The 21,276-nt window shown below is 67.9% G+C and carries 22 protein-coding genes; 14 read left to right on the top strand and 8 right to left on the bottom strand.

The genetic code is table 11. The features are described from left to right. Positions 1–198 precede the first annotated feature (198 nt). Together ACSJJU_RS06520 and ACSJJU_RS06515 are read right to left on the bottom strand one after the other, a co-directional pair. Positions 199–747 (bottom strand): GNAT family N-acetyltransferase, encoded by a 549-nt coding sequence (locus ACSJJU_RS06520; protein ID WP_435914499.1) that lies wholly within the window; start codon positions 745–747, stop codon positions 199–201. Between the two features lie 156 nt (positions 748–903). Continuing rightward, positions 904–1,905, bottom strand: coding sequence for a TerC family protein (locus tag ACSJJU_RS06515; protein ID WP_435914498.1), 1,002 nt, complete (start codon positions 1,903–1,905; stop codon positions 904–906). A gap of 299 nt (positions 1,906–2,204) precedes the next feature. Here ACSJJU_RS06515 and ACSJJU_RS06510 point away from each other — a divergent pair, with 299 nt between their 5' ends. The 4 genes from ACSJJU_RS06510 (at position 2,205) to ACSJJU_RS06495 (ending at position 6,158) form a co-directional block, all read left to right on the top strand. Continuing rightward, on the top strand, positions 2,205–3,287 hold the full coding sequence (locus ACSJJU_RS06510; RefSeq protein ID WP_435914497.1) for a PA0069 family radical SAM protein: 1,083 nt from the start codon (positions 2,205–2,207) through the stop codon (positions 3,285–3,287). A gap of 253 nt (positions 3,288–3,540) precedes the next feature. Further along, the gene (locus ACSJJU_RS06505) at positions 3,541–4,023 is read left to right on the top strand and encodes an energy transducer TonB (RefSeq protein ID WP_435914496.1); all 483 of its coding nucleotides are present in this window, start codon (positions 3,541–3,543) and stop codon (positions 4,021–4,023) included. A 219-nt stretch (positions 4,024–4,242) separates the two neighbouring features. Then, positions 4,243–4,872, top strand: coding sequence for a ribonuclease HII (locus ACSJJU_RS06500; protein ID WP_435914495.1), 630 nt, complete (start codon positions 4,243–4,245; stop codon positions 4,870–4,872). A gap of 206 nt (positions 4,873–5,078) precedes the next feature. Next, a complete protein-coding gene (locus tag ACSJJU_RS06495) occupies positions 5,079–6,158 on the top strand; it encodes a site-specific DNA-methyltransferase (protein WP_435914494.1) in 1,080 nt (359 codons plus the stop codon). Between the two features lie 109 nt (positions 6,159–6,267). Here ACSJJU_RS06495 and ACSJJU_RS06490 read toward each other — a convergent pair whose 3' ends face one another. From ACSJJU_RS06490 to mutY, 3 genes are all read right to left on the bottom strand, one after another. After that, positions 6,268–6,402 (bottom strand): entericidin A/B family lipoprotein, encoded by a 135-nt coding sequence (locus ACSJJU_RS06490; RefSeq protein WP_435914492.1) that lies wholly within the window; start codon positions 6,400–6,402, stop codon positions 6,268–6,270. A gap of 107 nt (positions 6,403–6,509) precedes the next feature. Beyond that, positions 6,510–6,644 (bottom strand): entericidin A/B family lipoprotein, encoded by a 135-nt coding sequence (locus ACSJJU_RS06485; protein ID WP_435914491.1) that lies wholly within the window; start codon positions 6,642–6,644, stop codon positions 6,510–6,512. A gap of 97 nt (positions 6,645–6,741) precedes the next feature. After that, positions 6,742–7,824: an A/G-specific adenine glycosylase gene (gene mutY / locus ACSJJU_RS06480; RefSeq protein WP_435914490.1), complete on the bottom strand. Its 1,083-nt coding sequence runs from the start codon at positions 7,822–7,824 to the stop codon at positions 6,742–6,744. Positions 7,825–7,851: 27 nt separating this feature from the next. Between mutY and ACSJJU_RS06475 the strand changes: the two genes are divergently transcribed. The 8 genes from ACSJJU_RS06475 to ACSJJU_RS06440 all read left to right on the top strand — a co-directional run bounded on the left by ACSJJU_RS06475 (position 7,852) and on the right by ACSJJU_RS06440 (position 16,794). Beyond that, positions 7,852–8,448, top strand: coding sequence for a DUF721 domain-containing protein (locus ACSJJU_RS06475; protein ID WP_435914489.1), 597 nt, complete (start codon positions 7,852–7,854; stop codon positions 8,446–8,448). Positions 8,449–8,539: 91 nt separating this feature from the next. Next, a complete protein-coding gene (locus ACSJJU_RS06470) occupies positions 8,540–9,304 on the top strand; it encodes a thioredoxin domain-containing protein (RefSeq protein ID WP_435914488.1) in 765 nt (254 codons plus the stop codon). A 43-nt stretch (positions 9,305–9,347) separates the two neighbouring features. After that, positions 9,348–13,937, top strand: a complete 4,590-nt coding sequence (locus ACSJJU_RS06465; RefSeq protein WP_435914487.1) for an AAA family ATPase — start codon at positions 9,348–9,350, stop codon at positions 13,935–13,937. Between the two features lie 314 nt (positions 13,938–14,251). After that, the gene (locus tag ACSJJU_RS06460) at positions 14,252–14,572 is read left to right on the top strand and encodes an AtpZ/AtpI family protein (RefSeq protein WP_435914486.1); all 321 of its coding nucleotides are present in this window, start codon (positions 14,252–14,254) and stop codon (positions 14,570–14,572) included. A 13-nt stretch (positions 14,573–14,585) separates the two neighbouring features. Continuing rightward, positions 14,586–15,332 carry a F0F1 ATP synthase subunit A gene (locus tag ACSJJU_RS06455; protein WP_435914485.1) on the top strand — a complete coding sequence of 249 codons (747 nt, stop codon included), beginning with the start codon at positions 14,586–14,588 and terminating at the stop codon, positions 15,330–15,332. 49 nt (positions 15,333–15,381) lie between these two features. Further along, on the top strand, positions 15,382–15,609 hold the full coding sequence (locus ACSJJU_RS06450; protein WP_435914484.1) for a F0F1 ATP synthase subunit C: 228 nt from the start codon (positions 15,382–15,384) through the stop codon (positions 15,607–15,609). Positions 15,610–15,692: 83 nt separating this feature from the next. Next, a complete protein-coding gene (locus ACSJJU_RS06445; RefSeq protein WP_435914483.1) occupies positions 15,693–16,175 on the top strand; it encodes a F0F1 ATP synthase subunit B family protein in 483 nt (160 codons plus the stop codon). A gap of 10 nt (positions 16,176–16,185) precedes the next feature. Further along, the gene (locus ACSJJU_RS06440; protein WP_435914482.1) at positions 16,186–16,794 is read left to right on the top strand and encodes a F0F1 ATP synthase subunit B family protein; all 609 of its coding nucleotides are present in this window, start codon (positions 16,186–16,188) and stop codon (positions 16,792–16,794) included. A gap of 124 nt (positions 16,795–16,918) precedes the next feature. On the opposite strand, the gene ACSJJU_RS06435 is transcribed toward ACSJJU_RS06440, so the two are convergent. After that, positions 16,919–17,602, bottom strand: a complete 684-nt coding sequence (locus ACSJJU_RS06435) for a GGDEF domain-containing protein (RefSeq protein WP_435914481.1) — start codon at positions 17,600–17,602, stop codon at positions 16,919–16,921. Positions 17,603–17,850: 248 nt separating this feature from the next. On the opposite strand from ACSJJU_RS06435, the gene purE reads away from it, so the two are divergent. Together purE and ACSJJU_RS06425 are read left to right on the top strand one after the other, a co-directional pair. Further along, positions 17,851–18,339, top strand: a complete 489-nt coding sequence (purE, locus tag ACSJJU_RS06430; RefSeq protein ID WP_435914480.1) for a 5-(carboxyamino)imidazole ribonucleotide mutase — start codon at positions 17,851–17,853, stop codon at positions 18,337–18,339. Then, positions 18,336–19,403 carry a 5-(carboxyamino)imidazole ribonucleotide synthase gene (locus tag ACSJJU_RS06425; RefSeq protein ID WP_435914479.1) on the top strand — a complete coding sequence of 356 codons (1,068 nt, stop codon included), beginning with the start codon at positions 18,336–18,338 and terminating at the stop codon, positions 19,401–19,403. Before purE ends, ACSJJU_RS06425 begins: the two co-directional genes overlap by 4 nt. A 517-nt stretch (positions 19,404–19,920) precedes the next feature. Here the strand turns inward: ACSJJU_RS06425 and ACSJJU_RS06420 are convergent. Continuing rightward, positions 19,921–20,205: a ribbon-helix-helix domain-containing protein gene (locus tag ACSJJU_RS06420; protein WP_435914478.1), complete on the bottom strand. Its 285-nt coding sequence runs from the start codon at positions 20,203–20,205 to the stop codon at positions 19,921–19,923. Between the two features lie 19 nt (positions 20,206–20,224). Then, the gene (gene mltG / locus ACSJJU_RS06415) at positions 20,225–21,217 is read right to left on the bottom strand and encodes an endolytic transglycosylase MltG (RefSeq protein ID WP_435914476.1); all 993 of its coding nucleotides are present in this window, start codon (positions 21,215–21,217) and stop codon (positions 20,225–20,227) included. Positions 21,218–21,276: the final 59 nt, after the last annotated feature.

The following is a 21,276-nucleotide window of genomic DNA, read 5'->3' as shown; positions in this document are numbered from 1 at the left end:
CAGGGGATTTGCTTGCGAGGGTCTTGGACCCTCGCGCTCCCGTTCGCTCTGAGCGCCGCGTGTCCAGCGCGCACGGGAAACAAGGCCGTATCATTTCATTGGGCCGCACCCTTCATCAATCGCACGTCCCTATCCTGAAGGGAGGTGCAGGAGGGTCCAGGACCCTCCTGCGAAAACCAGAACCCCTTCCAGAACCCCTCAGCGTTCCAACCGGTAGAGTTCGTGGGCGCGGCCGCCGCGTTCGATGTTTTTGTCGAAGGTGAAGCCGATCTTTTCCAGCACCTTGCGCGCCGGGGCATCGCCTGCCGAGATGGTGCTGACGATCGGCACCTCCACATTGGCGATGTAGCGCGGGTAGAGCACGGCCCGGGCCATTTCGCTGGCGTAGCCCTGTCCCCACTGGGAGGCGCGCACGGCGTAGCGCAGTTCGGCGCAGTCTTCGCCGTCGAACACCTCGGGGCGCAGGCCGCAGTAGCCGATGAAGGTGTGGGTGTAGTCCAGCTCGAACAGCCACGGGCCGTAGCCGTGGGTTTCCCAGACCTCCGCCGCCCGCTGGATCATGGTGCGGGTTTCCTCCTCCGTCCAAGGCTCGCCGGTGGGCGAGAGGGTCCGCATCACCACCGGGTTGCGGTGCAGCAGGCGCAGGTTTTCGAAATCTCCGGGGCCAATGCGGTGCCCCACCAGCCGCGCGGTCTTCAGCTGGAGGGGGAGAGTTTCGATGATCTGCGAATCCATCGGCTTGTACATATGCATTCGTTCCAACACGCTACGTTCTGAAAATCAGCCTTTGGCAAAAGCGCTGCTGCCCGCGAATTTATGCCCTTGCTCCGTTAAATTGCAGTGTCGTCCGCCCCGCCGGAGCCACGGTCCGTCCCGCCTGCTCCGGTTCGCTTCGCTGGAGCGCTATCCGTGTGCGCCCCCGGCTTGGCGCGTCTTCCACAGGGAGTAGCCGACGCCCGCGCCCAATATGGCGGCCGTGACCGCAAGAGACCAGCTTGGCGGGAACTTGCCGCCGGGCAGCGCGACTAAATCCGCGATGAAGATCTTGGACCCGATGAACACCAGCAGCACGCTCAGCGCGTACTTCAGGTAGTGGAACCGGTGCACCATCGCGGCGAGCGCGAAGTAGAGCGCGCGCAGGCCCAGCACCGCGAAGATGTTCGAGGTGTAGACGATGAACGGGTCGGTGGTAATGGCGAAGATCGCCGGCACCGAATCAACCGCGAAGATCACGTCCGCGAACTCCACCATCAGCAGCGCCAGCATCAGCGGGGTCATGAACAGCACCGTCCGGCCGGTTTTCGGATCGGCCCCGCGCACCCAGAAGCGGTCGCCGTGCAGCGTGTCGGTGACGCGGCAGTGGCGGCGCAGAAAGCGGAGGATGCGGGACTCCTCCACCGCGAACCCCTCCTCCGCGCTCACCCACATCTTGATGCCGGTGAGGATGAGGAAGGCGGCGAACAGGTAGAGCACCCAGCCGAACTCGGCCACCAGCGCCGCGCCCGCGCCGATCATGAGGCCGCGCAGCACGATGACGCCGAGGATACCCCAGAACAGCACCCGGTGCTGGTACAGCCGGGGAATGGCGAAGGTGCTGAAGATCATGGCGATGACGAACACGTTGTCCATCGCCAGGCTTTTCTCCACCACGAAGCCCGTGATGTAGGCCGTGCCCGCCTCCGCGCCCAGCTGCCACCACACCCAGCCGCCGAAACCGAGGCCGAGGGCAATGTAGACGCCCGAGAGCAGCAGGCTCTCCTTCACGCCGATTTCCCGCTGGTCGCGGTGGACGACGCCCAGATCCAGCGCCAGCAGCGCGAGGACGACACTGAGAAAAACGCCCCACATCCAGACAGGCGTCCCCAGCCACGGCTGGGCGAGAACGCCGGTGATCACTTCGTGCATATGCCTCTCCCGATCGAACGGTGGTTCGAGGCGCACGATGTCCGGGGAGAAGGCCGCCCGAAGGGGACGATCCGTATCCGGGTTTCAGGGTCTGGATGGGACTTGCGGCAACCGGACCCTGGCATCGAGCGCACTCGATGCGGTCCGACATCACGAGGCCATTGCGGCACTCGCCAGAGGGGCCCGGCCCGCACACCCGGGAAGGTGGGGCCTTCCGCCCTCAAGGTCAAGAGCCGATCGCGGAAAATCGGAACGGGCGGGATCTTGCAAATTTGTTCTTGTTATGTTCTATTTGCGCCATGACCCAGACCCACGGACGCGCCGCCACAAACAACCGGGCCAGCCCGCGGTTCGGCCTGCCGGACCGCGAGGCGGACGGCGACTGGCTGGACGCGGAAGGTGCCGGGATCGGCCAGTGGGGCAACGAGCTGCCGCCGCTCGACACCACCGTCACTCTCGAGACGCCGCGCACCATCCTCACCCGCAACCAGAGCCCGGACCTGCCGTTCGACCGGTCCGTGAACGCCTATCGCGGCTGTGAGCACGGCTGCATCTACTGCTACGCCCGCCCCACCCATGCCTACATGGACCTCTCGCCGGGGCTGGACTTCGAGACCAAGCTGTTCGCCAAGCCGAACGCCGCCGCGCTGCTGGAGCAGGCGCTGGGGAAGCGGGGCTATGTGCCCGCCCCCATCGCCATGGGCACCAACACCGACCCCTACCAGCCCATCGAGAAGCGCTTCGCCATCACCCGCAGCCTGCTGGAAGTGATGGACCGCACCGGTCACCCGGTCACCATCACCACCAAGAACTTCGGCGTGACGCGGGATCTGGACCTGCTCTCCCGGCTGGCGGCGCGTAACCTGGTGATCGTCAACATCTCCGTCACCACGCTGGACCACCGCCTCGCCCGCGCCATGGAGCCGCGCGCCTCCACCCCGAAGCGGCGGATCGAGGCGATCCGGCAGCTGGCCGAGGCGGGGGTGCCGGTGAACCTGTTCCTCTCCCCGCTCATCCCCGGCCTCAACGATCACGAGATCGAACGCATCGTCGCGGCGGGCGCGGCGGCCGGGGCGCGGGGCGCCTCCTCCATCCTGCTGCGCCTGCCGTGGGAGGTGGCCCCGCTGTTCGAGGAATGGCTGAAGGCGGCCCTGCCCGACCGGGCGGCCCGCGTCCTCTCCCTCCTGCGGCAGAGCCGGGACGGCCGCCTCAACGACCCCGCCTTCGGCAGCCGCATGTCCGGCGGCGACAGCGCCTATGCCCGGATGCTGCGCAGCCGATTCCGCGCCGCCTGCGCGCGCCACGGGCTGGACCGCGACCAGTTCACCCTCTCGGAGGATCACTTCCGGCCGCCTGACGGCCCCCAGCTCTCGCTGTTCTGAGTCTCCGCCTGGCCCCACCAACACACCCCTCGGGCCGGGCAACATACCCCGGAGCGGCGCAACTTCGAGGTTTTCACTCAATTCATCGATGGTTCTGCACGGTTCGTCGAGCGTTTCGCAGAATCCTATTGTGTTATTGAACTGGTGTAGTACTAATCTAACACACCAACACGACAACAACGTGAAAACACATCGAAGCCGTAAACAGAAGCGTCCGCCCGTCAGCTCAAACCCTCACAAGGAGGTCCACGCCATGTCCGTCATTTCCTTCCGCTCCATTCAGAAGTTCGCCTGCGCTCTGTCGGCCCTCGTTCTGACCACCGGCACCATGCTGGTCACCACCGCCACGCCGAGCGAAGCGGCCATCGCCGATCCTGCCACCGCACGCGCGTGGATGGAGCAGGCCCAAGCCGAACTGGACCGCAACCTGCACTATCCGTTCACCGCCATGCGCCAGTCCCGGCAGGGCATCGCCCGGGTCTCCGCCACCGTCCGGCCGGACGGCACGCTGGAGAACATCTACGTCGCCCAGTCGACCGGTGATCGTGCGCTCGATCGCGCCGCCCTGCGCGCCGTCGAGAAGCTGAACAAGCTGCCGCCTCTGCCGGGCTCGCAGAGCCCCCGCCAGGTGGAGTTCCAGGTGGGCTTCGGCGTCGCGCTGACGCCCGGTCAGGAGGCCGACCTGACCGTCGCTTTCAAGGAGCAGCCGGCCACCGCCCTGTCCCGGGCAGACTGAGCCCGCTCCTGATCCGAAATCCGGCCCTGTATGGGTGATGGCCGGATACCCCGGGGTGCCACTCACCCGCCCCGGGGCCTCTCGTAAACCCTGCCCGCGGGAGAGCTTACCCCAGCTCTCCCGCATCCCTTTTCGGGCCACTTGCGCGAGGCCTTCAGTTTCGCCCCTTTTTCGCCGGAACGGATTGCGCTGCGCGCCCGCCGCTGTATTGAAGCGGCCATGGCGAAGATCCTGCCCACCCTCGAACTGGAACTGGCCCACGCGGCCGCGTGCGGCGGCCTTGTGGCCGGCATCGACGAGGCAGGCCGCGGCCCGCTGGCGGGGCCGGTGGTGGCGGCGGCGGTGGTGCTCGATCCCTCCCGCCTGCCGGATGGCATCCACGATTCCAAGACCCTCAGCCGCGCGCGCCGCGAGGCGCTGCTGGAGGCCATTCTCGACGCTGCCCACGTGGGCATCGGCGAGGCCGGGCCGGAGGAGATCGACCGGATCAACATTCTCCAGGCCACGTTTCTGGCCATGCGCCGGGCGGTCGAGGCCCTGCCTGTCTCCCCGGCCGTTGCGCTGGTGGACGGCAACCGCGCGCCCCGGCTGCCCATCCCCTGCCACACGGTGGTGAAGGGCGACGCCCGCTGCCTCTCCATTGCCGCCGCCAGCATCGTCGCCAAGGTGACCCGCGACCGGATCATGGACCGGCTGGCGCGCGAACACCCCGGCTATGGCTGGGAGCGCAACGCCGGTTACGGCACCGCCGAACACCTGGAAGCGCTGCGGCAAATCGGCCCGACGCCCCATCACCGGCGCTCTTTCGCGCCGGTCCGGGAGCTGCTTCCGCAAGAAGTTGCCGAGTGAGTCTTTTCGGCAACACCGCATCATCTTGAGTCTCCGGGCGAATCGCGACTCTACAGTTTGTATCCGAGTCGTAACGTCGAGTCGTTTCGGTGCGACTCGGAGAAATCGTGCTGATTCCGCCACCGAATCGACCCGTTGACCTTTGCGAATCGGCGAATCACTTTGGCCGAATGATTTGTTCAGTCAAAGGTCAAGGGTAAAACCAGATGGATTCGCTGCCGCTCAATCAGATCCTTGAGGGCGACTGCATTGAGACAATGAACCGCCTGCCCGCCGGGTCGGTGGATATGATCTTTGCTGATCCTCCGTACAATCTCCAGCTGGGCGGCGAGCTGCTGCGTCCCGACAACAGCAAGGTGGACGCGGTCACGGACGACTGGGACAAGTTCTCCAGCTTCGCCGAGTACGACAACTTCACCCGCGCCTGGCTGACGGCCGCCCGCCGCGTGCTGAAGGACAACGGCACCCTCTGGGTGATCGGCAGCTACCACAACATCTACCGCGTCGGCGCGATCCTTCAGGATCTGGGCTACTGGATTCTCAACGACATCGTGTGGCGCAAGGCCAACCCCATGCCCAACTTCAAGGGCACGCGGTTCACCAACGCCCACGAGACGCTGCTGTGGGTCTCCAAGTCGCAGAACGCCCGTTACACCTTCAACTACGAGGCGATGAAGGCGCTGAACGAAGATCTGCAAATGCGCTCCGACTGGCTCCTGCCCATCTGCTCGGGCGCGGAGCGGGTGCGCATCGACGGCGAGAAGGCCCACTCCACCCAGAAGCCGGAGTCGCTGCTGCACCGGGTGATCCTGTCCTCCACCCGGCAGGGCGATGTGGTGCTCGATCCGTTCTTCGGCTCCGGCACCACCGGCGCGGTCGCCAAGCGGCTGGGTCGCGACTACATCGGCATCGAGCGGGAGCGCCGCTACGTGCAGATCGCGGCGGAGCGCATCGCCAAGGTCGAGCGGCTGGAGGACGAGGCGCTGGCCATCACCACCTCCAAGCGGGCGGAGCCGCGCATTCCCTTCGGCAAGCTCATCGAGACCGGGCTGCTGCAGCCGGGCTGCGTGCTCACCGACCCGCAGCGCCGCTACGCCGCCAAGGTGCGGGCGGACGGCTCGCTCGCCATCAAGGACGCCACCGGCTCCATCCACCAGATCGGCGCCAAGGTGCAGGGTGCGCCGGCCTGCAACGGCTGGACCTTCTGGCACGTGGAGCAGCGCGGCAAGCTGGTGCCCATCGACCAGTTCCGCCAGAAGCTGCGGGCCACCATGGCCAGCGCCTGAGCGTCCCGCACGGCTCTCCCGGGCCGATCCTGAAATGGAAAAGCGCCGCCCTTGCTGGCGGCGCTTTTCTTTTGCTTGCGTCAAAGGAAAGCGAAGGGCGTCAGGCGGATCACTTCTTGTTGATCACCTTCTCGCCTTCCTTGCCGACGGACTCGATGTCCTGGCCGGCGCCCTGGACGGTATTACAGGCGACCGCCCCGAGGGCGATGGCCGAGACGAGCATGAACCGGATGAATACGGTCATGGTGACTTGCTCCTGCAATGAGTGCCAAAGAAGACAAGTCCGCACCCGTCATAAAGTTCCCTGCCATCGCCATCTTGCGGGCCGTTTCAGCCAGCAAGACCAAGGATTTATTTGCCCTTGATAACGTCCTCGCCGGTCCGGCCCACGGATTCGATATCGCGCCCCAGCCCCTTCACGGTGTTGCAGGCCGTCGCGCCCAGCGCCACGCAGGCCAGAACAAACGCCGCCACAAACTTGTTCATTCCCGTTGCTCCATCCTCAAAGGAACCCCGGCCATTCAAGCCGTAATGACCTTGCCATACGGTGAATAGCCCGGCTTCGCCTCGCCGGGAAGTCCGCTCATACCAGCCGGGGCGTGAGCGCGTGGCGCGCGGCCTTCAGCATCACGGTGGGCAGGCCCGCCGCCTCGATCGCGGCAACCGGATGCCAGAACCCTTCGGGCGGATTGACCCGGCGCGGCAACCGCCCCTGCGCCACCCGCAGCTCCAGATGGAAGTGGGTGAAGGTGTGGCGCACACCGCCCGGCAGCACCTGCCAGTCCGCCTCGACGGGGGCCTGATCGAACAGGTGCCAGCCGCTGCCGACCGGCGTTTCGCTCCAGGCGGAGGACGGGATCTCCGGCAGGCCGCCGAGCAGCCCCCTGGGCGGGCGGCGGCGCAGCAGCACCTGCCCCTCCGCCTCCAGCCAGAACACGAGGCCGTGGCGGGTGGGCTTCTCCGCCTTCGGGCTCTTGAGCGGCCAGCGCTCGGGCGTGCCGCTCGCCCGCGCCGCGCACCCTGCCGCCAGCGGGCAGACCCCGCACGAGGGGGAGCGCGGCGTGCACACCCCCGCCCCCAGATCCATCATGGCCTGGGCATAGTCGCCGGCGCGCGCCTCGGGCGTGAGCTGATCGGCCAGCGCCCGCACCTGCGGCCGGGCGGCGGGCAGCGGCGTCTCCATCGCGAACAGGCGGGAGACCACCCGCTCCACATTGCCGTCCACCACCACCGCCCGCTGGCCGAACGCGATGCTGGCGATGGCCGCCGCCGTGTAGGCGCCGATGCCGGGCAGCGCGAGGAGCGCGGCCTCGCTCTCGGGGAAGCGGCCGCCGTGGTCGCGCACCACCACCTGCGCGCAGGCGTGCAGGTTGCGGGCGCGGGCGTAGTAGCCGAGCCCCGCCCAGGCGTGGAGCACCTCCTCCAGCGGCGCCGCCGCCAGATGGCGCACGGTCGGCCAGCGGGCGAGGAACTTCTCGTAGTAGGGGATGACGGCGGCAACGGTCGTCTGTTGGAGCATGATCTCGGAGAGCCACACCCCGTAGGGGTCCGGCCGCCGGGCAGAACCGGGCGGGGTGCGCCAGGGCAGCACGCGGGCGTTGCGGTCATACCAGTCGAGCAGAGACCGGGCTGCGTCGGACGCAACAGGAAGGATCTGGACGGACATCCCCTCACCTATGGCATAAGACGGGCTGTGAACAAGTCATCCAATCCCCGCGCGCCCGGCAGGGGCGGCACCAACCGCAAATCCGGCGCGCCCGGCAAGTCGTCCGGCGAGGCGCAGGCCGAGGCGGACAGGCGGTACGGCAGCGGCCGCCGCCGCACGGTCACCCGCGTCTCCGACCTCACCGCGCTGGTGGCGGATCGCGCCATCCGCCGCCAGGGCTTCGTGCAGGCTGCCGTCGTCTCCCGCTGGAAGGAGATCGTCGGCCCCGAGTTCACCCGCTTCTGCCTGCCGGTCAAGCTCAGCTTTCCCGCAGGCCAGCGCCGGGGCGGCACCCTCACCATCCAGGTGGACGGCCCCTTCGCCCTGCATCTTGCCCACGTGCAGGCGCAGGTGATCGAGCGGGTGAACCGCTTCTTCGGCTACGCGGCGGTGGAGCGGCTCGCCCTGCGGCAGGGGCCGGTGCCCGAGCCCGCCGACATTGCCGGACAGGAGACTCCGCCCCTTGCGCCCGAGGAGGCAAAAGTGCTTGAAGATGCAGTGAAAGATGTGAAAGACCGGTCGCTCGCCGCCGCCCTTGAACGGCTCGGCCGGTTGGTCCTTTCGCGCCCAAAAGCTTGTGGATAACCCCTACAAGGGGACTTGGCAGAAAGGGCTCTCCCGGCCCATACTTCGCCCCGCCACTAGGGGTAGGCACTCACTCTCGAAAGGCTACGAGATGTTGAAGAAGCAGGTTGTCACTGTCAGCTTCGCGGCGGTTGCCGCCTTCGGAATGGCGCTGTCCGCGGCCGCCCCCATGGCCTCGGCCCAGAGCGCGGCCACCAAGACCGCCGCCACCCAGAGCGCCCCTGCCGCCGCCAGCAAGACGGTGGACTGGACCACGGTTGTCCAGAAGACGCCGGAGGGCGGTTTCATCATGGGCAACCCCAAGGCCCGGGTGACCCTGATCGAATTCGCCTCGCTCACCTGCCCGCACTGCGCCGCCTTCCACAACGAGGCGATGAACACGCTGAAGAACGAATACGTCAAATCGGGCAAGGTGCGGTACGAGTTCCGCAATTTCATCCTGACCGGCCCGGACTACGCGGCCTCCCTGCTGGCGCGCTCCCAGGGGACGAAGCGCTTCTTCCCGCTGCTGGACGCCTTCTTCTCCCGGCAGGAACAGTGGGTGAAGCCGTTCATGCAGGTGACGGAGGAGCAGCAGAAGCAGCTGGCCGCCGTTCCGCAGCAGCAGCAGATCAAGGCGCTGGCCGAGCTGGGCAAGCTGGACGAGTATGTGCGCCGCCTCGGCATCCCCAAGGCCAAGTTCGACCAGGCCCTCACCGACCAGGCTGAAATCAAGCGGCTGGCGGACATGCGCAAGGAAGCCATCGAGACCTACCAGATCTCCGGCACGCCCAGCTTCGTGCTCAACGGCAAGAAGCTGGAGAGCGTGAGCAGCTGGCCCGATGTGCGGGCCCGTCTCGACGCGGCCCTGAAATAAGGGCCGCGCCTCCCGTCCGCGCTGACAGGAAAGAACGACCGGCGTGCACTTCAAGCGTCTCAGGCTCTCGGGCTTCAAGTCCTTCGTCGATCCCACCGAAATGCGGATCGAGGAGGGTCTGACGGGCATTGTCGGCCCCAACGGCTGCGGCAAGTCCAACCTGCTCGAAGCGCTGCGCTGGGTCATGGGCGAATCGAGCGCCAAGTCCATGCGCGGCACCGAGATGGAGGACGTGATCTTCGCGGGCACCAGCAACCGCCCGCCCCGCAACTTCGCCGACGTCACCCTGCTGCTGGACAACAGCAGCCGCCGCGCGCCCGCCCAGTTCAACGACGCGGACGAGATCGAGGTCACCCGCCGCATCGAGCGGGATCTGGGCTCGGCCTACCGCATCAACGGCAAGGACGTGCGCCAGAAGGACGTGCAGCTGCTGTTCGCCGATGCCGCCACCGGCGCCCATTCGCCCGCGCTGGTCTCCCAAGGCCGCATCGGCGCGATCGTGACCGCCAAGCCGACAGAGCGCCGCGCCATCCTCGAAGAGGCGGCGGGCATCTCGGGCCTGCACACCCGGCGCAAGGAAGCCGAGCAGCGGCTGCGTGCCGCCGAGACCAACCTCACCCGCCTCGACGACGTGCTGGGCCAGATGGAAGGCCAGGTGGGCGCGCTGAAGCGCCAGGCCCGTCAGGCGGAGAAGTACCGCACCCTGTCGGCCGAGATCCGCCGGGGCGAGGCCATTCTGCTCTATCAGCGCTGGCAGGAGGCCGCCCAGCGGCTGGCCGAGAGCCAGGAGCAGCTGAAGGCGGTGGACGCCGCCGTCGCCGAGTGGACCACCGCCACCGCCCGCCTCTCCGCCGAGCAGGCGGAGGTGGCGGCGCAGCTTCCCAACCTGCGGCAGGAGGAGGCCCACGCCGCTGCCGCGCTCCAGCGCCTCACGCTCGCCCGCAACGAACTGGCGGCGGAGGAGAAGCGCCTGCTGGAGCGGCGGGAGCAGCTGACCCGGCAGCTGGAGGACATCAACCGCGACATGGAGCGCGAGGCCTCACTGGAGGCCGACGGCGCGGCCGCCCTTGAGCGGCTGGCGCAGGAGAAGGCCGAGATCGAGGCGCGCCTGTCGCAGGACGCCGAGCGCGAGGCCGAGGCCCGCGCCGCCGTTTCCGCCGCCGAGGCGGAAGCGTCGGAGGGCGAGCGGCAGTTCGACGAACTGACCCGCGAGCACGCGCAGGTGCTGGCCCGCAAGGGGGCGCTGGACTCGCAGGCGGAGGCGGCGCGTCAGCGCATCGCCCGCCTTCAGGACGATCTGGCCCGCATCAACGCGGAGCGCGCCCGGCTGGAGGCGGAAGCCCGCAGCGACGGCGCCAGCCTCGCCGAGACCGAGGCGACCGTGCACGAGACCGAGGCGGCGCTGGAGGCTCAGGCCGAGCGCATCCAGGCGGCCGAGCGCGCGCGTATCGAGGCGGAAAGCCATCGCCAGCGCACCCGTCAGGAAGCGGAGGCCGAGCGCGAGGCAGTGCGCCGCGCGCAGGAGGCCGAGCGCCAGCGTGTCCGGCAGGAGGCGGAAGCCGAGCGGGAAGCGACCCGCGCCCGCCTCGAGGCCGAGCGCCAGCAGGTCCGTCAGGAAGCGGAAGCCGAGCGCGATGCGATTCGCGCCCGGGCGGAGGCGGAGCGCCAGCGTGTCCGCCAGGACGCGGAGAGCGAGCGCGACGCCGCCCGCGCCCGCCTTCAGGCGGAACGGGACCGCACCCGTCAGGACGCGGAAGCCGAGCGCGATTCGGTGCGCGCCCGGGTGGAGGCGGAGCGGGATCGCGTGCGCGCGGAGGCCGAGGCCGAGCGTCAGGCCACCCGCGCCCGGCTGGAGGCCGAGCGCGAGGAGACCCGCAGCCGGGTTCAGGCGGAGCGCGACGCCGTGCGGGCTCAGGCCGAGGAGGAGCGCACCCGCACCCGCACCGCGGTGGAAGCGGAGCGCGAGGCCGTGCGCGCCCGGGTCGAGGCCGAGCGGCAGGCGGCGCTGGAAGCGCTGGAGGCGGCCCGCGAAGCCGCCACCCGCGAGCGGCGCGAGGCGGAAGCCCTCGTCGCCTCGCTCAAGACCGAATTGCAGACGCTGGACCGCCTGCTGGCGGCGCGTCAGGAACAGGCGGGCGGCACGCCGGTCATCGAGCAGCTGTCGGTGGAGCCGGGCTATGAGGCGGCGCTGGGCGCGGCCCTTGCCGAGGATCTGAACGCGCCGGTCGGCGGCACCGCGAAGCGCCGCTGGCCCGAGGCCGGCACGGACGCGGCGGACAGCCCCCTGCCCCAGGGCGCGCGTCCGCTCATCGAGGTGGTGAAGGCCCCGGGCGGCCTTGCCCGCCGCCTGCGCCAGATCGGTGTCGTCGAATCCGCCGAGGACGGCGCGCGTCTGGCGGCGCGGCTCAGCCCCGGCCAGCGCCTTGTGAGCCGTGACGGCCAGCTGTGGCGCTGGGACGGCTTCTACGCCGCCGCGCCGCAGAGCGGCTCGGAGCAGGAATATCTCGCCCAGCGCAACCGCCGCACGGCGGTCGCCGCCGAGCTGGAGGTGGCAGAGCGCCGCCTTGAGACGGTGATTGCCGAGACCACCGCCGCGCTGGACGCCGCGCAGAAGCGGATGGACGAGGCCCAGTCCTCCGGCCAGGCCGCCCTTCAGGCTGCCGAGGCGCAGGCGCAGGAAACCCTGTCGGCCCTTCAGGCCCGGCTCGAAGCCGCTGTCGCCGAGGCCGATGCCCGCGCGCAGGAAACCCTCGCCGCCCTCCAGTCCCGCGTCGAGACGGAACTGGCCGCCGCCGACGCCCGTGCGCAGGAGGCGATCAGCGCCGTCCAGATCCGCGCCGAGGCGGAGATTCAGGCAGCCGATGCCCGGGCGCAGGAGGCGATCAGCGCCGTCCAGGCCCGGGTCGAGGCGGAGATTCAGGCAGCCGACGCCCGCGCGCAGGAGGCCATCAGCGCCGTTCAGGCCCGCGTCGAGGCGGAGATCGAGTCCGCCGCTCGGCAGGCGCAGGAGAAGATCGCGGCGGTTCAGGCCCGCGTCGAGGCCGGCATTGCCGAGGCCGACCAGAAGGCCCGCGAGGCGGTCAGCGCCGTCGAGGCCCGGGTGAATGCGGCCATTCAGGCGGTGGACGCCCACGCGCAGGAGCTGATCGCCGCCGCGCAGGCCCGGCTGGACGAGGCCATTGCCCATGAGCGCGAGGCCCGCGGCCAGCGCGCCCAGCTGGAGCAGGCGCTGGATCAGGCCCGCCGCCGCCTCGCCCATTTCCAGCAGGAAGCCGCCAAGCGCGACAGCCGCCTGCAAGGCCTGGCCGACACCGAGAAGCGGCTGGGCGAGGAAGTCGCCCTGCGCGAGGCCGAGCGCGCCGCCGCGCTGGAGGAAATCGCCGCCCTGCCCGATACGGATGCCCTCGGGCAGGCAGTGAACGAGCAGCGCCGCCTGGTGGAGAAGCTGCGCGCCGATCTGGCCAGCGCCCGCGCCGGACTCGATACCCTGCTCCGCCAGTTGCAGGCGGACCGCAAGCGGCTGGAGACCATCGAGGTGGAGCGCGAGGCCTGGGCCGGGCGCCTGTCCGGCGGCCAGCAGCAGCTGCTGGTGCTCACCGAGCGCAAGGCGGCGGCGGAGACCGAGCTGGCCAGCATCGAGGCGCGCCCCGCCGAGATCGAGGCCAGGCGCCTCTCGCTGGCCGACGAGATCGCCAAGGCGGAGGAGCGGCGCAAGAAGGCGGCCGACACGCTGGCCGAGGCGGAGACCCGCCTGCGGACCAAGGATTCCGACCTGCGCCAGGCCAACGAGCTGCTGGCCCAGTCCCGCGAGCAGCGCGCCCGCCTCGAAACGGCGGTCGAGAACTACGATGCCCGGCGGCAGGAGCTGGCGCTCAGCATCGGCGAGCAGTTCCAGTGCCCGCCCCCGCTGCTGCTGAAGGCCATCGAGCATCCGGCCGAGGAGCCCCTGCCCCCGATGCGGGAGCTGGAGGTCAACGTGGAGCGGCTGCGCATGGAGCGCGAGCGGCTGGGCGCGGTCAACCTGCGCGCGGAGATCGAGCTGGAGGAGCTGGAGACCCAGCGCAACACCATGATCGCCGAGCGCACCGAGCTGGAGACCGCCATCGCCAAGCTGCGCGCCTCCATCGGCACGCTCAACCGGGAAGGCCGCCAGCGGCTGCTGGAAGCGTTCGAGATGGTGAACGGCCATTTCTCCAGCCTGTTCACCAGCCTGTTCGGCGGCGGCCAGGCCCATCTGGCACTGGTGGAATCCGATGATCCGCTGGAGGCCGGCCTCGAGATCATGGCCTCGCCCCCGGGCAAGCGGCTGCAATCCCTCAGCCTGCTCTCGGGCGGTGAGCAGGCGCTGACCGCCTGCGCCCTCATCTTCGCCGTGTTCCTCACCAACCCGGCGCCCATCTGCGTGCTGGACGAAGTGGACGCGCCGCTCGACGACGCCAACGTGGAGCGGTTCTGCGATCTGCTCATCGAAATGACGAAAAAGACCGAGACCCGGTTCCTCGTCGTCACCCACAACGCGGTCACCATGAGCCGGATGGACCGGCTCTACGGCGTCACCATGGCCGAGCGGGGCGTCAGCCAGCTGGTTTCGGTGGACCTCAAGCGCGCCGAAATGCTGCTGGCGGCCGAATAGCGAAAAGCCTCGCGGATTTGGCACATTCCGCAAAAACCTCTGCCTTTTCAGAGGGGTGGAGGGGTGCCGGCGTGACATTTGCGCTGCACTGCGACATCAGGACCCGTCCGCCTGCTCTCACGACACCAGCTAAGCTGTTGTAATAATTACGCTTCGTTGCAAAGCTGAATTCTTAGACTTGCCTTGACACTTGGGAGGACCGCCACTAAGGTCCGCCGCGCTTTGGCGGCGCTTCTGCGGTGCCGAAGAGGCGTTTTTGTGATATGGCCGGACAACCGGCTGTCACCAGAACGGCTCGGACGCATGAGGCATTTATGGGTGAAGACCCGGACAAGGCTCGGCTGGACTCCTTATCGGCACGCCTGAAACAGGCGAGGACCGGTCAAGATGACAGCCGCGCGGAAGGTTCCCAAAGCAAAAAGGCCATGAGCTATGGCCTCCGCATGGGGGTTGAGCTGGTGGCTGCTGTTCTGGTCGGCGCAGGCATGGGCTGGCTGCTCGACCGCTGGTTCGGAACCAGCCCGTGGTTGTTAATCCTGTTCTTCCTGTTTGGGGTTGCAGCGGGGTTTCGCAATGTTCAGCGAGCCTCGATGGAAATGAGCCAGACGGACGAGAACAGTTCAGACGCGAAATAATGGGGCACGTCAGGTGGCTAGTCCGCTCGAACAATTTGAAATCGTACCGATCAAGCCGTTGACCCTGGGTGGTTTGGACGTGTCCTTCACCAACTCCTCCCTGTGGATGGTGTTGGCGCTGGCGGCGATCTGGATCTTCATGGTGGGCGGCATGCGCCGCGCCTCAGTCGTGCCGGGCCGTTGGCAGGCTGCCGTCGAGAGCATCTACGCCTTTGTGGCGGATCTGGCGCAATCGAACATCGGGTCGAAGGGCAAGCAGTACATCCCCTTCCTGTTCTCGCTGTTCATGTTCGTGCTGGCCGCCAATGTCCTGGGCATGCTGCCCTACTCCTTCACCACCACCAGCCACATCGCCGTCACCGCGACCCTGGCTGCGCTGGTGTTCCTGATGGTCATCGCCATTGGCATCGCCAAGCACGGCCTGCACTTCTTCTCGCTGTTCTGGCTAAAGGGCAGCCCGGCGTGGATGAACATCTTCCTGCTGGTGCCGATCGAGGTCATCTCGTTCCTGTCGCGCCCGCTGACCCTGTCCATCCGTCTTTTCGCCAACATGACCGCCGGTCACGTTCTTCTGAAGGTGTTCGCCGGTTTCGTCATCAGCCTCGGCCTGGCCGGCGGCGCGCTCAGCGCCATGTCTGTCCTGCCGCTGGCGATGAATGTCGCCCTCACGGCTCTCGAGCTGCTGGTGGCGGTCATCCAGGCCTACGTCTTCGCGCTGTTGACGTCGATCTATCTTAACGACGCCGTCAACCTGCACTAATCCTCATCCCAACTCACCACCTTGCCATACGAGAGAAAGGATAACTCCAATGGATCCTGTAGCTGCCAAGTACATCGGCGCCGGCATTGCGGCGATCGGCGTCGGCCTTGCTGCCATGGGCGTCGGCAACATCTTCAGCAGCTTCCTGAGCGCCGCTCTGCGTAACCCGTCTGCTGAAGGCAAGCTGGCTCCGCGTCTGTTCTTCGGCTTCGCCGTGACGGAAGCTCTGGGCATCTTCGCCTTCCTGGTTGCGCTGCTGCTCCTGTTTGCTGTCTAATCGACAGCAGCACACCAGTCTGAATGTGCGTCCCGGCTTCATGCCGGGACGCTTTGTATCGTCGGGACACTGACGGGACCGCCATGCCTCAATTAGATATTTCCACCTTCGCATCGCAAATTGTCTGGCTCGCGCTGGTCTTTGCCGTGCTGTACTTCGTGGTGGCACGGTCCTCCTTGCCGAAGGTGGCACAGGTCATCGAAAGCCGCGAGGCGCACATCACGGCTGAGCTCGCCGCAGCGGAAGCAGCCCGTGAAGCCGCCGCCGCTGCCGGGTCGACCCGCGACGAAGCCCTGGCCAAGGCCCGGGCCGAGGCGCACAAGGTTCTCTCGGCCGCCAAGGACGCCATCACCGCCGAAACCTCGGCGAAGCTGGCCGCCCTTGACGCGGAGCTGACCACCCGCCTTGCGGCCGCCGAGAAGCGGATTCAGGATGCCCGGGCCCAGAGCCTGGCCCAGATCGATGCCGTCGCCGCCGAGGCGGCTGCAACGATCGTCGAGAAGCTGACCGGCGTCACTGTCGGCGCGGAAGAGGCGGTTCAGGCCGTCGCTTCGGTGAAGGCATAAGGAGGAACGCATGTCGACCACGCTCACCCTCCTCAGCGCTGCCGTCGTTGACGGCGCCGCTGCTGTAGCCGACGCTGCCGCGCCGGTTGCCGATGCCGTTCACGACGCCCACTCCGAAGCCCACCCCGCCTTCCTGGGGCTGGACTCCAAGGGCTGGGTCGCCGTCAGCACCCTGATCTTCGTTGGCATCCTTCTGTACCTGAAGGTGCCGGCGGCGATCGCCAAGGCGCTCGACGCCCGTATCGACAGCATCAAGGCTCAGCTCGACCAGGCCGCAAGCCTGCGCGCCGAAGCCGAGGCGCTGAAGAACGAATACCAGGCCAAGCTGGCTGAAGCCGAGCGCACCGCTGCCGAGATCGTGGCGGCGGCCAAGACCGAGGCGGATGCCATGATCGCTGCGGCCCGTCAGGACCTCGAGGCCCTGACCGACCGTCGCCGCGCGGCTGCGGAGAACAAGATCGCCGTCGCCGAGCGCACGGCCATCGAAGAGATCCGCGATGCCGCGATTCGCGCCGGTTCGGCTGCGGCCAAGCGGCTCATCGCCGAGAAGCTCTCCGACGAGAAGCGCAAGCAGATCGTCGACGAATCGATCGGCGACCTGGACCGCCGCCTGCACTAAGGGCGCGGACCCACGGAACGCGAAAAAGGCCGCTCCTTCGGGAGCGGCCTTTTTCGTATCCAGCCTTTGCGTATCCGGCCTTTGCGTATCCGGTGTTGCTGAAACAACCCCGTCCCTGCCCGCCTCAGCCGGTGCGGGCCACCGTCTTCTGGCGATACATGGCCTCGTCCGCCTGCTGGAGCATCTCCTCCGGCGTCTGGCCCGGCCGGAAGGTGCACACGCCCACCGACGCGCGCACGCAGATCGGCTGGCCGTCCAGCATCAGCGGGGTGTCTCCGATGATGCGGGCCAGGCTCTCCGCCTTCATGCGGGCCTGGGCTTCGTCCGCATGGGTCAGGATCACCGCCAGCTCGTCGCCGCCCAGCCGCCCCACCACGTCGGAGGCGCGCACGTTGCGCTTCAGCAGGTCCGCCAGATGCAGCAACGCCTTGTCCCCGGCGGAATGGCCGAAGGTGTCGTTGATCTCCTTCAGCCGGTCCATATCGAAGAACAGCAGCGAGGCGGGCACGTTGTAGCGCTCGGTGTAGCTGATCGCCCGGTCCAGCTCGCGCACGAAGGCGCGCCGATTCGCCACCGGCAGCAGCGGGTCCGTATCGGCCAGCTTCTCTAGCTCCTGAATGCGGGCGTCCTTCAGCTCGATCTGCCGCCGCAGGTGGTCCACCTCCTGAATCAGGGCCGAGATGGTCTCGCGGACCTTCTCGGTCATCTCCTGCGGAGGAATCGCCATCACGATCTGGGCGACGCGATCCACCGGCGCGGCCGTCTCCACCGACGCCGCGCGGGCCATGCTTGTGCCGGATGTCTGCATCGCAGAGCTTACCCCGCCCGGTCCCGCACGACCTGTACTCAGGATCTTCATGTTGGTGGTCTTTCGCCCACGTCGACTCTTGCTATAGAAAAGCCCAAAATTGTGGCCTTGCCAAGACGTTGGCTGTCCGCAACGGTTCTTCGCCCCCGGAATCGCGCGGCCGGGATCAAAAAGCCGCGCTGACGATTGCCTCAGGCGAGACCATCGTTATAGTGCGCGCTTTCCAAGCGCTGGGTTCGGAAGTTTCAATGAACGCGTCTTCACCGCTTGTCGGTATCATCATGGGCAGCCAGTCGGACTGGTCGACGATGGAGCATGGCGCTCGCGTGCTCCAGGAGCTGGGGGTTCCCTTCGAGCAGCGCATCGTCTCGGCGCATCGCACGCCGGACCGCCTCTACGAATACGCCAAGGGCGCCAAGGCGCGGGGCCTGAAGGTCATCATTGCGGGCGCGGGCGGCGCGGCACACCTGCCGGGCATGACCGCCAGCATGACCACCCTGCCCGTGCTCGGCGTGCCTGTGGAGTCGCAGGCGCTGAAGGGCATGGACAGCCTCCTGTCCATCGTCCAGATGCCGGGCGGCGTGCCCGTCGGCACCCTCGCCATCGGCAAGGCCGGCGCCATCAACGCCGCGCTGCTCGCCGCCTCCATCCTGGCGCTCAACGACCCTGAACTGGATGCTCGCCTGACTGCCTGGCGCGAGGCCCAGACCAACGGAGTGGCCGAGCAACCGCAATGACCGTTCTTCCTCCCGGCTCCACCATCGGCATTCTGGGCGGAGGGCAGCTTGGGCGCATGATCGCGCAGGCCGCCGCCCGGCTCGGCTACCGCTGCCACATCTTCTGCCCCGAAATCGACGGCCCCGCCTCCCACGTGGCGGCCAAGACCGTCAACGGCGCGTTCGAGGACGAGGACGCCCTGCGCGCCTTCGTCAAGGACGTGGACATCGTCACCTACGAGTTCGAAAACGTCCCCGCCGCCACGGCCCGGCTGCTCTCCGAGCACGCCCCGCTCGCGCCCAATGCCCGGGCGCTGGAAGTGGCGCAGGACCGCATCACCGAGAAAAGCTTCGTCCGGGACCTCGGCCTCGGCGTGCCCGCCTTCCGCGCCGTCTCGACGCTGGAGGAGCTGGAAGCCGCCATCGCCGAAATCGGCACGCCCGCCATCCTCAAGACCCGCCGCTTCGGCTACGACGGCAAGGGCCAGGCCCGCCTGGCCACCCCCGCCGACGCCGCCGCCGCATGGGACACCATCGGCCGCAAACCCGCCATCCTCGAAGCCATGGTCGCGTTCGACGGTGAGGTCTCCGTGCTGGTCGCCCGCGGCCAGGACGGACGCATGGTCCACTACGGGCCGGTGCACAACGTCCACAAGAACGGCATCCTCGACATCTCCCGCGTGCCCGCGCCCTTCAGCGAACAACTCGCCGCCAGCGCCGTTGCCACCGCGGAGAAGATCGCCACCGCCCTCGACTACGTGGGCGTCCTCGCCATCGAACTGTTCGTGGTGGGCGACACGGTGCTGTTCAACGAAATGGCCCCGCGCGTCCACAACTCGGGCCACTGGACCATCGAAGGCGCCGTCACCTCCCAGTTCGAAAACCACGTGCGCGCCATCTGCGGCCTGCCGCTCGGCGCCACCGACCCGCTCGGCCGGGTCGAAATGCGCAACCTCATCGGCGAAGACGCCAACCACTGGCAAACCCTGCTCGCCGACCCGACCCTCCATGTCCACCTCTACGGCAAACGGGAAGCCCGCCCGGGCCGCAAGATGGGCCACACCACCCGGGTGGTGCGGGACTAGGGGTCTTATCCGAAGGTTTTTTTGGGGGGATTGTTTTGTTTGCAGGAGGGGCTTGCCCCTCTTGGCAACCTCCCATTCGTTTTTCGGACCGCACCCGGTCTCCTGGAAGCGCATCCACAGGGGGGCGCATCCAGGGGGGCGCATCCATGAGGAGACCGCTTTGAACTGGCCGCACCAAGCTCTCCCGTCGCGCCCCTCTTTCCCTGCCACACCTCGCCTTGAATGATTTTTTAAGGAGCGCCAGCGGCGTTCCACAGGAGCACACGACCGCATGGCCGGGCACGGCCCATTCATCGCTGTCATGCCGTCCTGATGCCTCGTGGAGGCCTCTCCCGGCCATTTGAAGGCGTCCAAGGAGCCCTTGCGGCTCCCGGCAGTTTCGCACGCCCGCATGACCGGGTACGACCCGTTCAAGCCTGTCATGCCCTCACGTGGCCGTGGATGCACACCGGCAAGACCGGGTGCGGCCCTGAAAACGTCAAGGGGGATCGAAAGGGGGTCCAAGACCCCCTTTCCCCTAATCTCCTGACAACTCTCCTGAAAACTCTCCCGAGAGCTTCCCTGAAAGCCCCTCAGCAATCCCCCCCGCTCCCGAGGCGGCGTCCAGTTTTGCCAGCAGGCGGTTCAGCAGCCAGACGCGGATGGCGCTGGAGAGGTTGGTGGTTCGGGCTTCGTCGATGCGGGCGACGAGCTGGCTGAGGGGGGTGCCGTCTTCCTCGGCGGCGGCCTGGAGCAGGGTCCAGAACTCCGGCTCCAGGCTGAGGCTGGTGCGGTGTCCGGCGATGGTGACGGAGCGTTTCACGCTTTGGCCCGGGGTGTGACTAGATGCCGTTCCGGGCCCGGAAGCGTCGCCAGTTCTGCACGTTGCGCACGTGCTGGTCGTGGGTTTCGGCGAAGCGGTGGCCGCCGGAGCCGTCGGCGACGAAGTAGAGGTTCCGGGTTTTGGCGGGTTTGAGCACCGCCTCCAGCGCGAGGCGGCTCGGGTTGGCGATGGGTCCGGCGGGCAGGCCGGAGATGACGTAGGTGTTGTAGGCGTTTTCCGCCTTCAGTTCGGAGAGGCGGATGCGCCGCCCCAGCGGCTTGCCCTGGGTGATGGGGTAGATGACGGTGGGGTCGGCCTGGAGCTTCATGCCGAGTTTCAGGCGGTTGATGTAGACGCCGGCGACTTCGGGCATCTCCCGCTTGAGGGAGGTTTCCTTCTCCACGATGGAGGCGAGGATCACGGCTTCCTGCGGGCTTGCGAACGGCAGGTCGGGGTCGCGCGCGGCCCACAGTTCGTCGAGGGTCTGCTTCATGGCCGCCTGCATGCGCTCGAGCACTGCCTGGCGGGTTTCGCCGCGCACGAAGCTGTAGGTATCCGGCAGCACGGTGCCTTCTTCCGGCACGTCAACGGGGCCGGTGAGCAGGTCCTCGCCCATCAGCCGCTCGTGGACCTGGATGGCGCTCATGCCCTCGACGATGGTGACGCGCCGCAGCAGCACCGCCCCTTCCTGGAGCAGGCGCAGGGCCTCGGCCGGGCTGACGCCGGCGGGCATGGTGTATTCGCCCGCCTTGATCGGTTTGTGGCCGCCGAACAGGCGGGCCATGTGCAGGAAGGCCTTGGCGTCGGCGATGACGCCGGTTTCCTCCAGGCTGCGGGCGGCGCGGGTGAGCGAGGCGCCTTCCTCGATCAGCACCACGGTGTCCTGGGTCGAGGGTCCGGGGGCCTTCCACTGGTAGGACAGGTTGCCGAACCACAGCACGGCCATGAGCGCGGCGCAGAGCAGCAACGCTGTGATGGTGATGGCCCACTTCTGCCTGGCGGTGAATTCCATGGGAGACCCTTTACCACAAACGAAACGGGGCCAGTACCCGGTACTGGCCCCGTTCCCCG

This window comes from Pedomonas sp. V897, from assembly GCF_051304405.1.
Classification (GTDB): domain Bacteria; phylum Pseudomonadota; class Alphaproteobacteria; order Sphingomonadales; family Sphingomonadaceae; genus Pedomonas.
This window is presented reverse-complemented; position numbering and strand designations above follow the sequence as displayed.

Coding starts and splice junctions, on each gene's coding strand:
- ACSJJU_RS06520 (WP_435914499.1), bottom strand. CDS start 747: ATGTACAAGCCGATGGATTCGCAGATCATCGAAACTCTCCCCCTCCAG.
- ACSJJU_RS06515 (WP_435914498.1), bottom strand. CDS start 1,905: ATGCACGAAGTGATCACCGGCGTTCTCGCCCAGCCGTGGCTGGGGACG.
- ACSJJU_RS06510 (WP_435914497.1), top strand. CDS start 2,205: ATGACCCAGACCCACGGACGCGCCGCCACAAACAACCGGGCCAGCCCG.
- ACSJJU_RS06505 (WP_435914496.1), top strand. CDS start 3,541: ATGTCCGTCATTTCCTTCCGCTCCATTCAGAAGTTCGCCTGCGCTCTG.
- ACSJJU_RS06500 (WP_435914495.1), top strand. CDS start 4,243: ATGGCGAAGATCCTGCCCACCCTCGAACTGGAACTGGCCCACGCGGCC.
- ACSJJU_RS06495 (WP_435914494.1), top strand. CDS start 5,079: ATGGATTCGCTGCCGCTCAATCAGATCCTTGAGGGCGACTGCATTGAG.
- ACSJJU_RS06490 (WP_435914492.1), bottom strand. CDS start 6,402: ATGACCGTATTCATCCGGTTCATGCTCGTCTCGGCCATCGCCCTCGGG.
- ACSJJU_RS06485 (WP_435914491.1), bottom strand. CDS start 6,644: ATGAACAAGTTTGTGGCGGCGTTTGTTCTGGCCTGCGTGGCGCTGGGC.
- mutY (WP_435914490.1), bottom strand. CDS start 7,824: ATGTCCGTCCAGATCCTTCCTGTTGCGTCCGACGCAGCCCGGTCTCTG.
- ACSJJU_RS06470 (WP_435914488.1), top strand. CDS start 8,540: ATGTTGAAGAAGCAGGTTGTCACTGTCAGCTTCGCGGCGGTTGCCGCC.
- ACSJJU_RS06460 (WP_435914486.1), top strand. CDS start 14,252: ATGGGTGAAGACCCGGACAAGGCTCGGCTGGACTCCTTATCGGCACGC.
- ACSJJU_RS06450 (WP_435914484.1), top strand. CDS start 15,382: ATGGATCCTGTAGCTGCCAAGTACATCGGCGCCGGCATTGCGGCGATC.
- ACSJJU_RS06445 (WP_435914483.1), top strand. CDS start 15,693: ATGCCTCAATTAGATATTTCCACCTTCGCATCGCAAATTGTCTGGCTC.
- ACSJJU_RS06440 (WP_435914482.1), top strand. CDS start 16,186: ATGTCGACCACGCTCACCCTCCTCAGCGCTGCCGTCGTTGACGGCGCC.
- ACSJJU_RS06435 (WP_435914481.1), bottom strand. CDS start 17,602: ATGCAGACATCCGGCACAAGCATGGCCCGCGCGGCGTCGGTGGAGACG.
- purE (WP_435914480.1), top strand. CDS start 17,851: ATGAACGCGTCTTCACCGCTTGTCGGTATCATCATGGGCAGCCAGTCG.
- ACSJJU_RS06425 (WP_435914479.1), top strand. CDS start 18,336: ATGACCGTTCTTCCTCCCGGCTCCACCATCGGCATTCTGGGCGGAGGG.
- mltG (WP_435914476.1), bottom strand. CDS start 21,217: ATGGAATTCACCGCCAGGCAGAAGTGGGCCATCACCATCACAGCGTTG.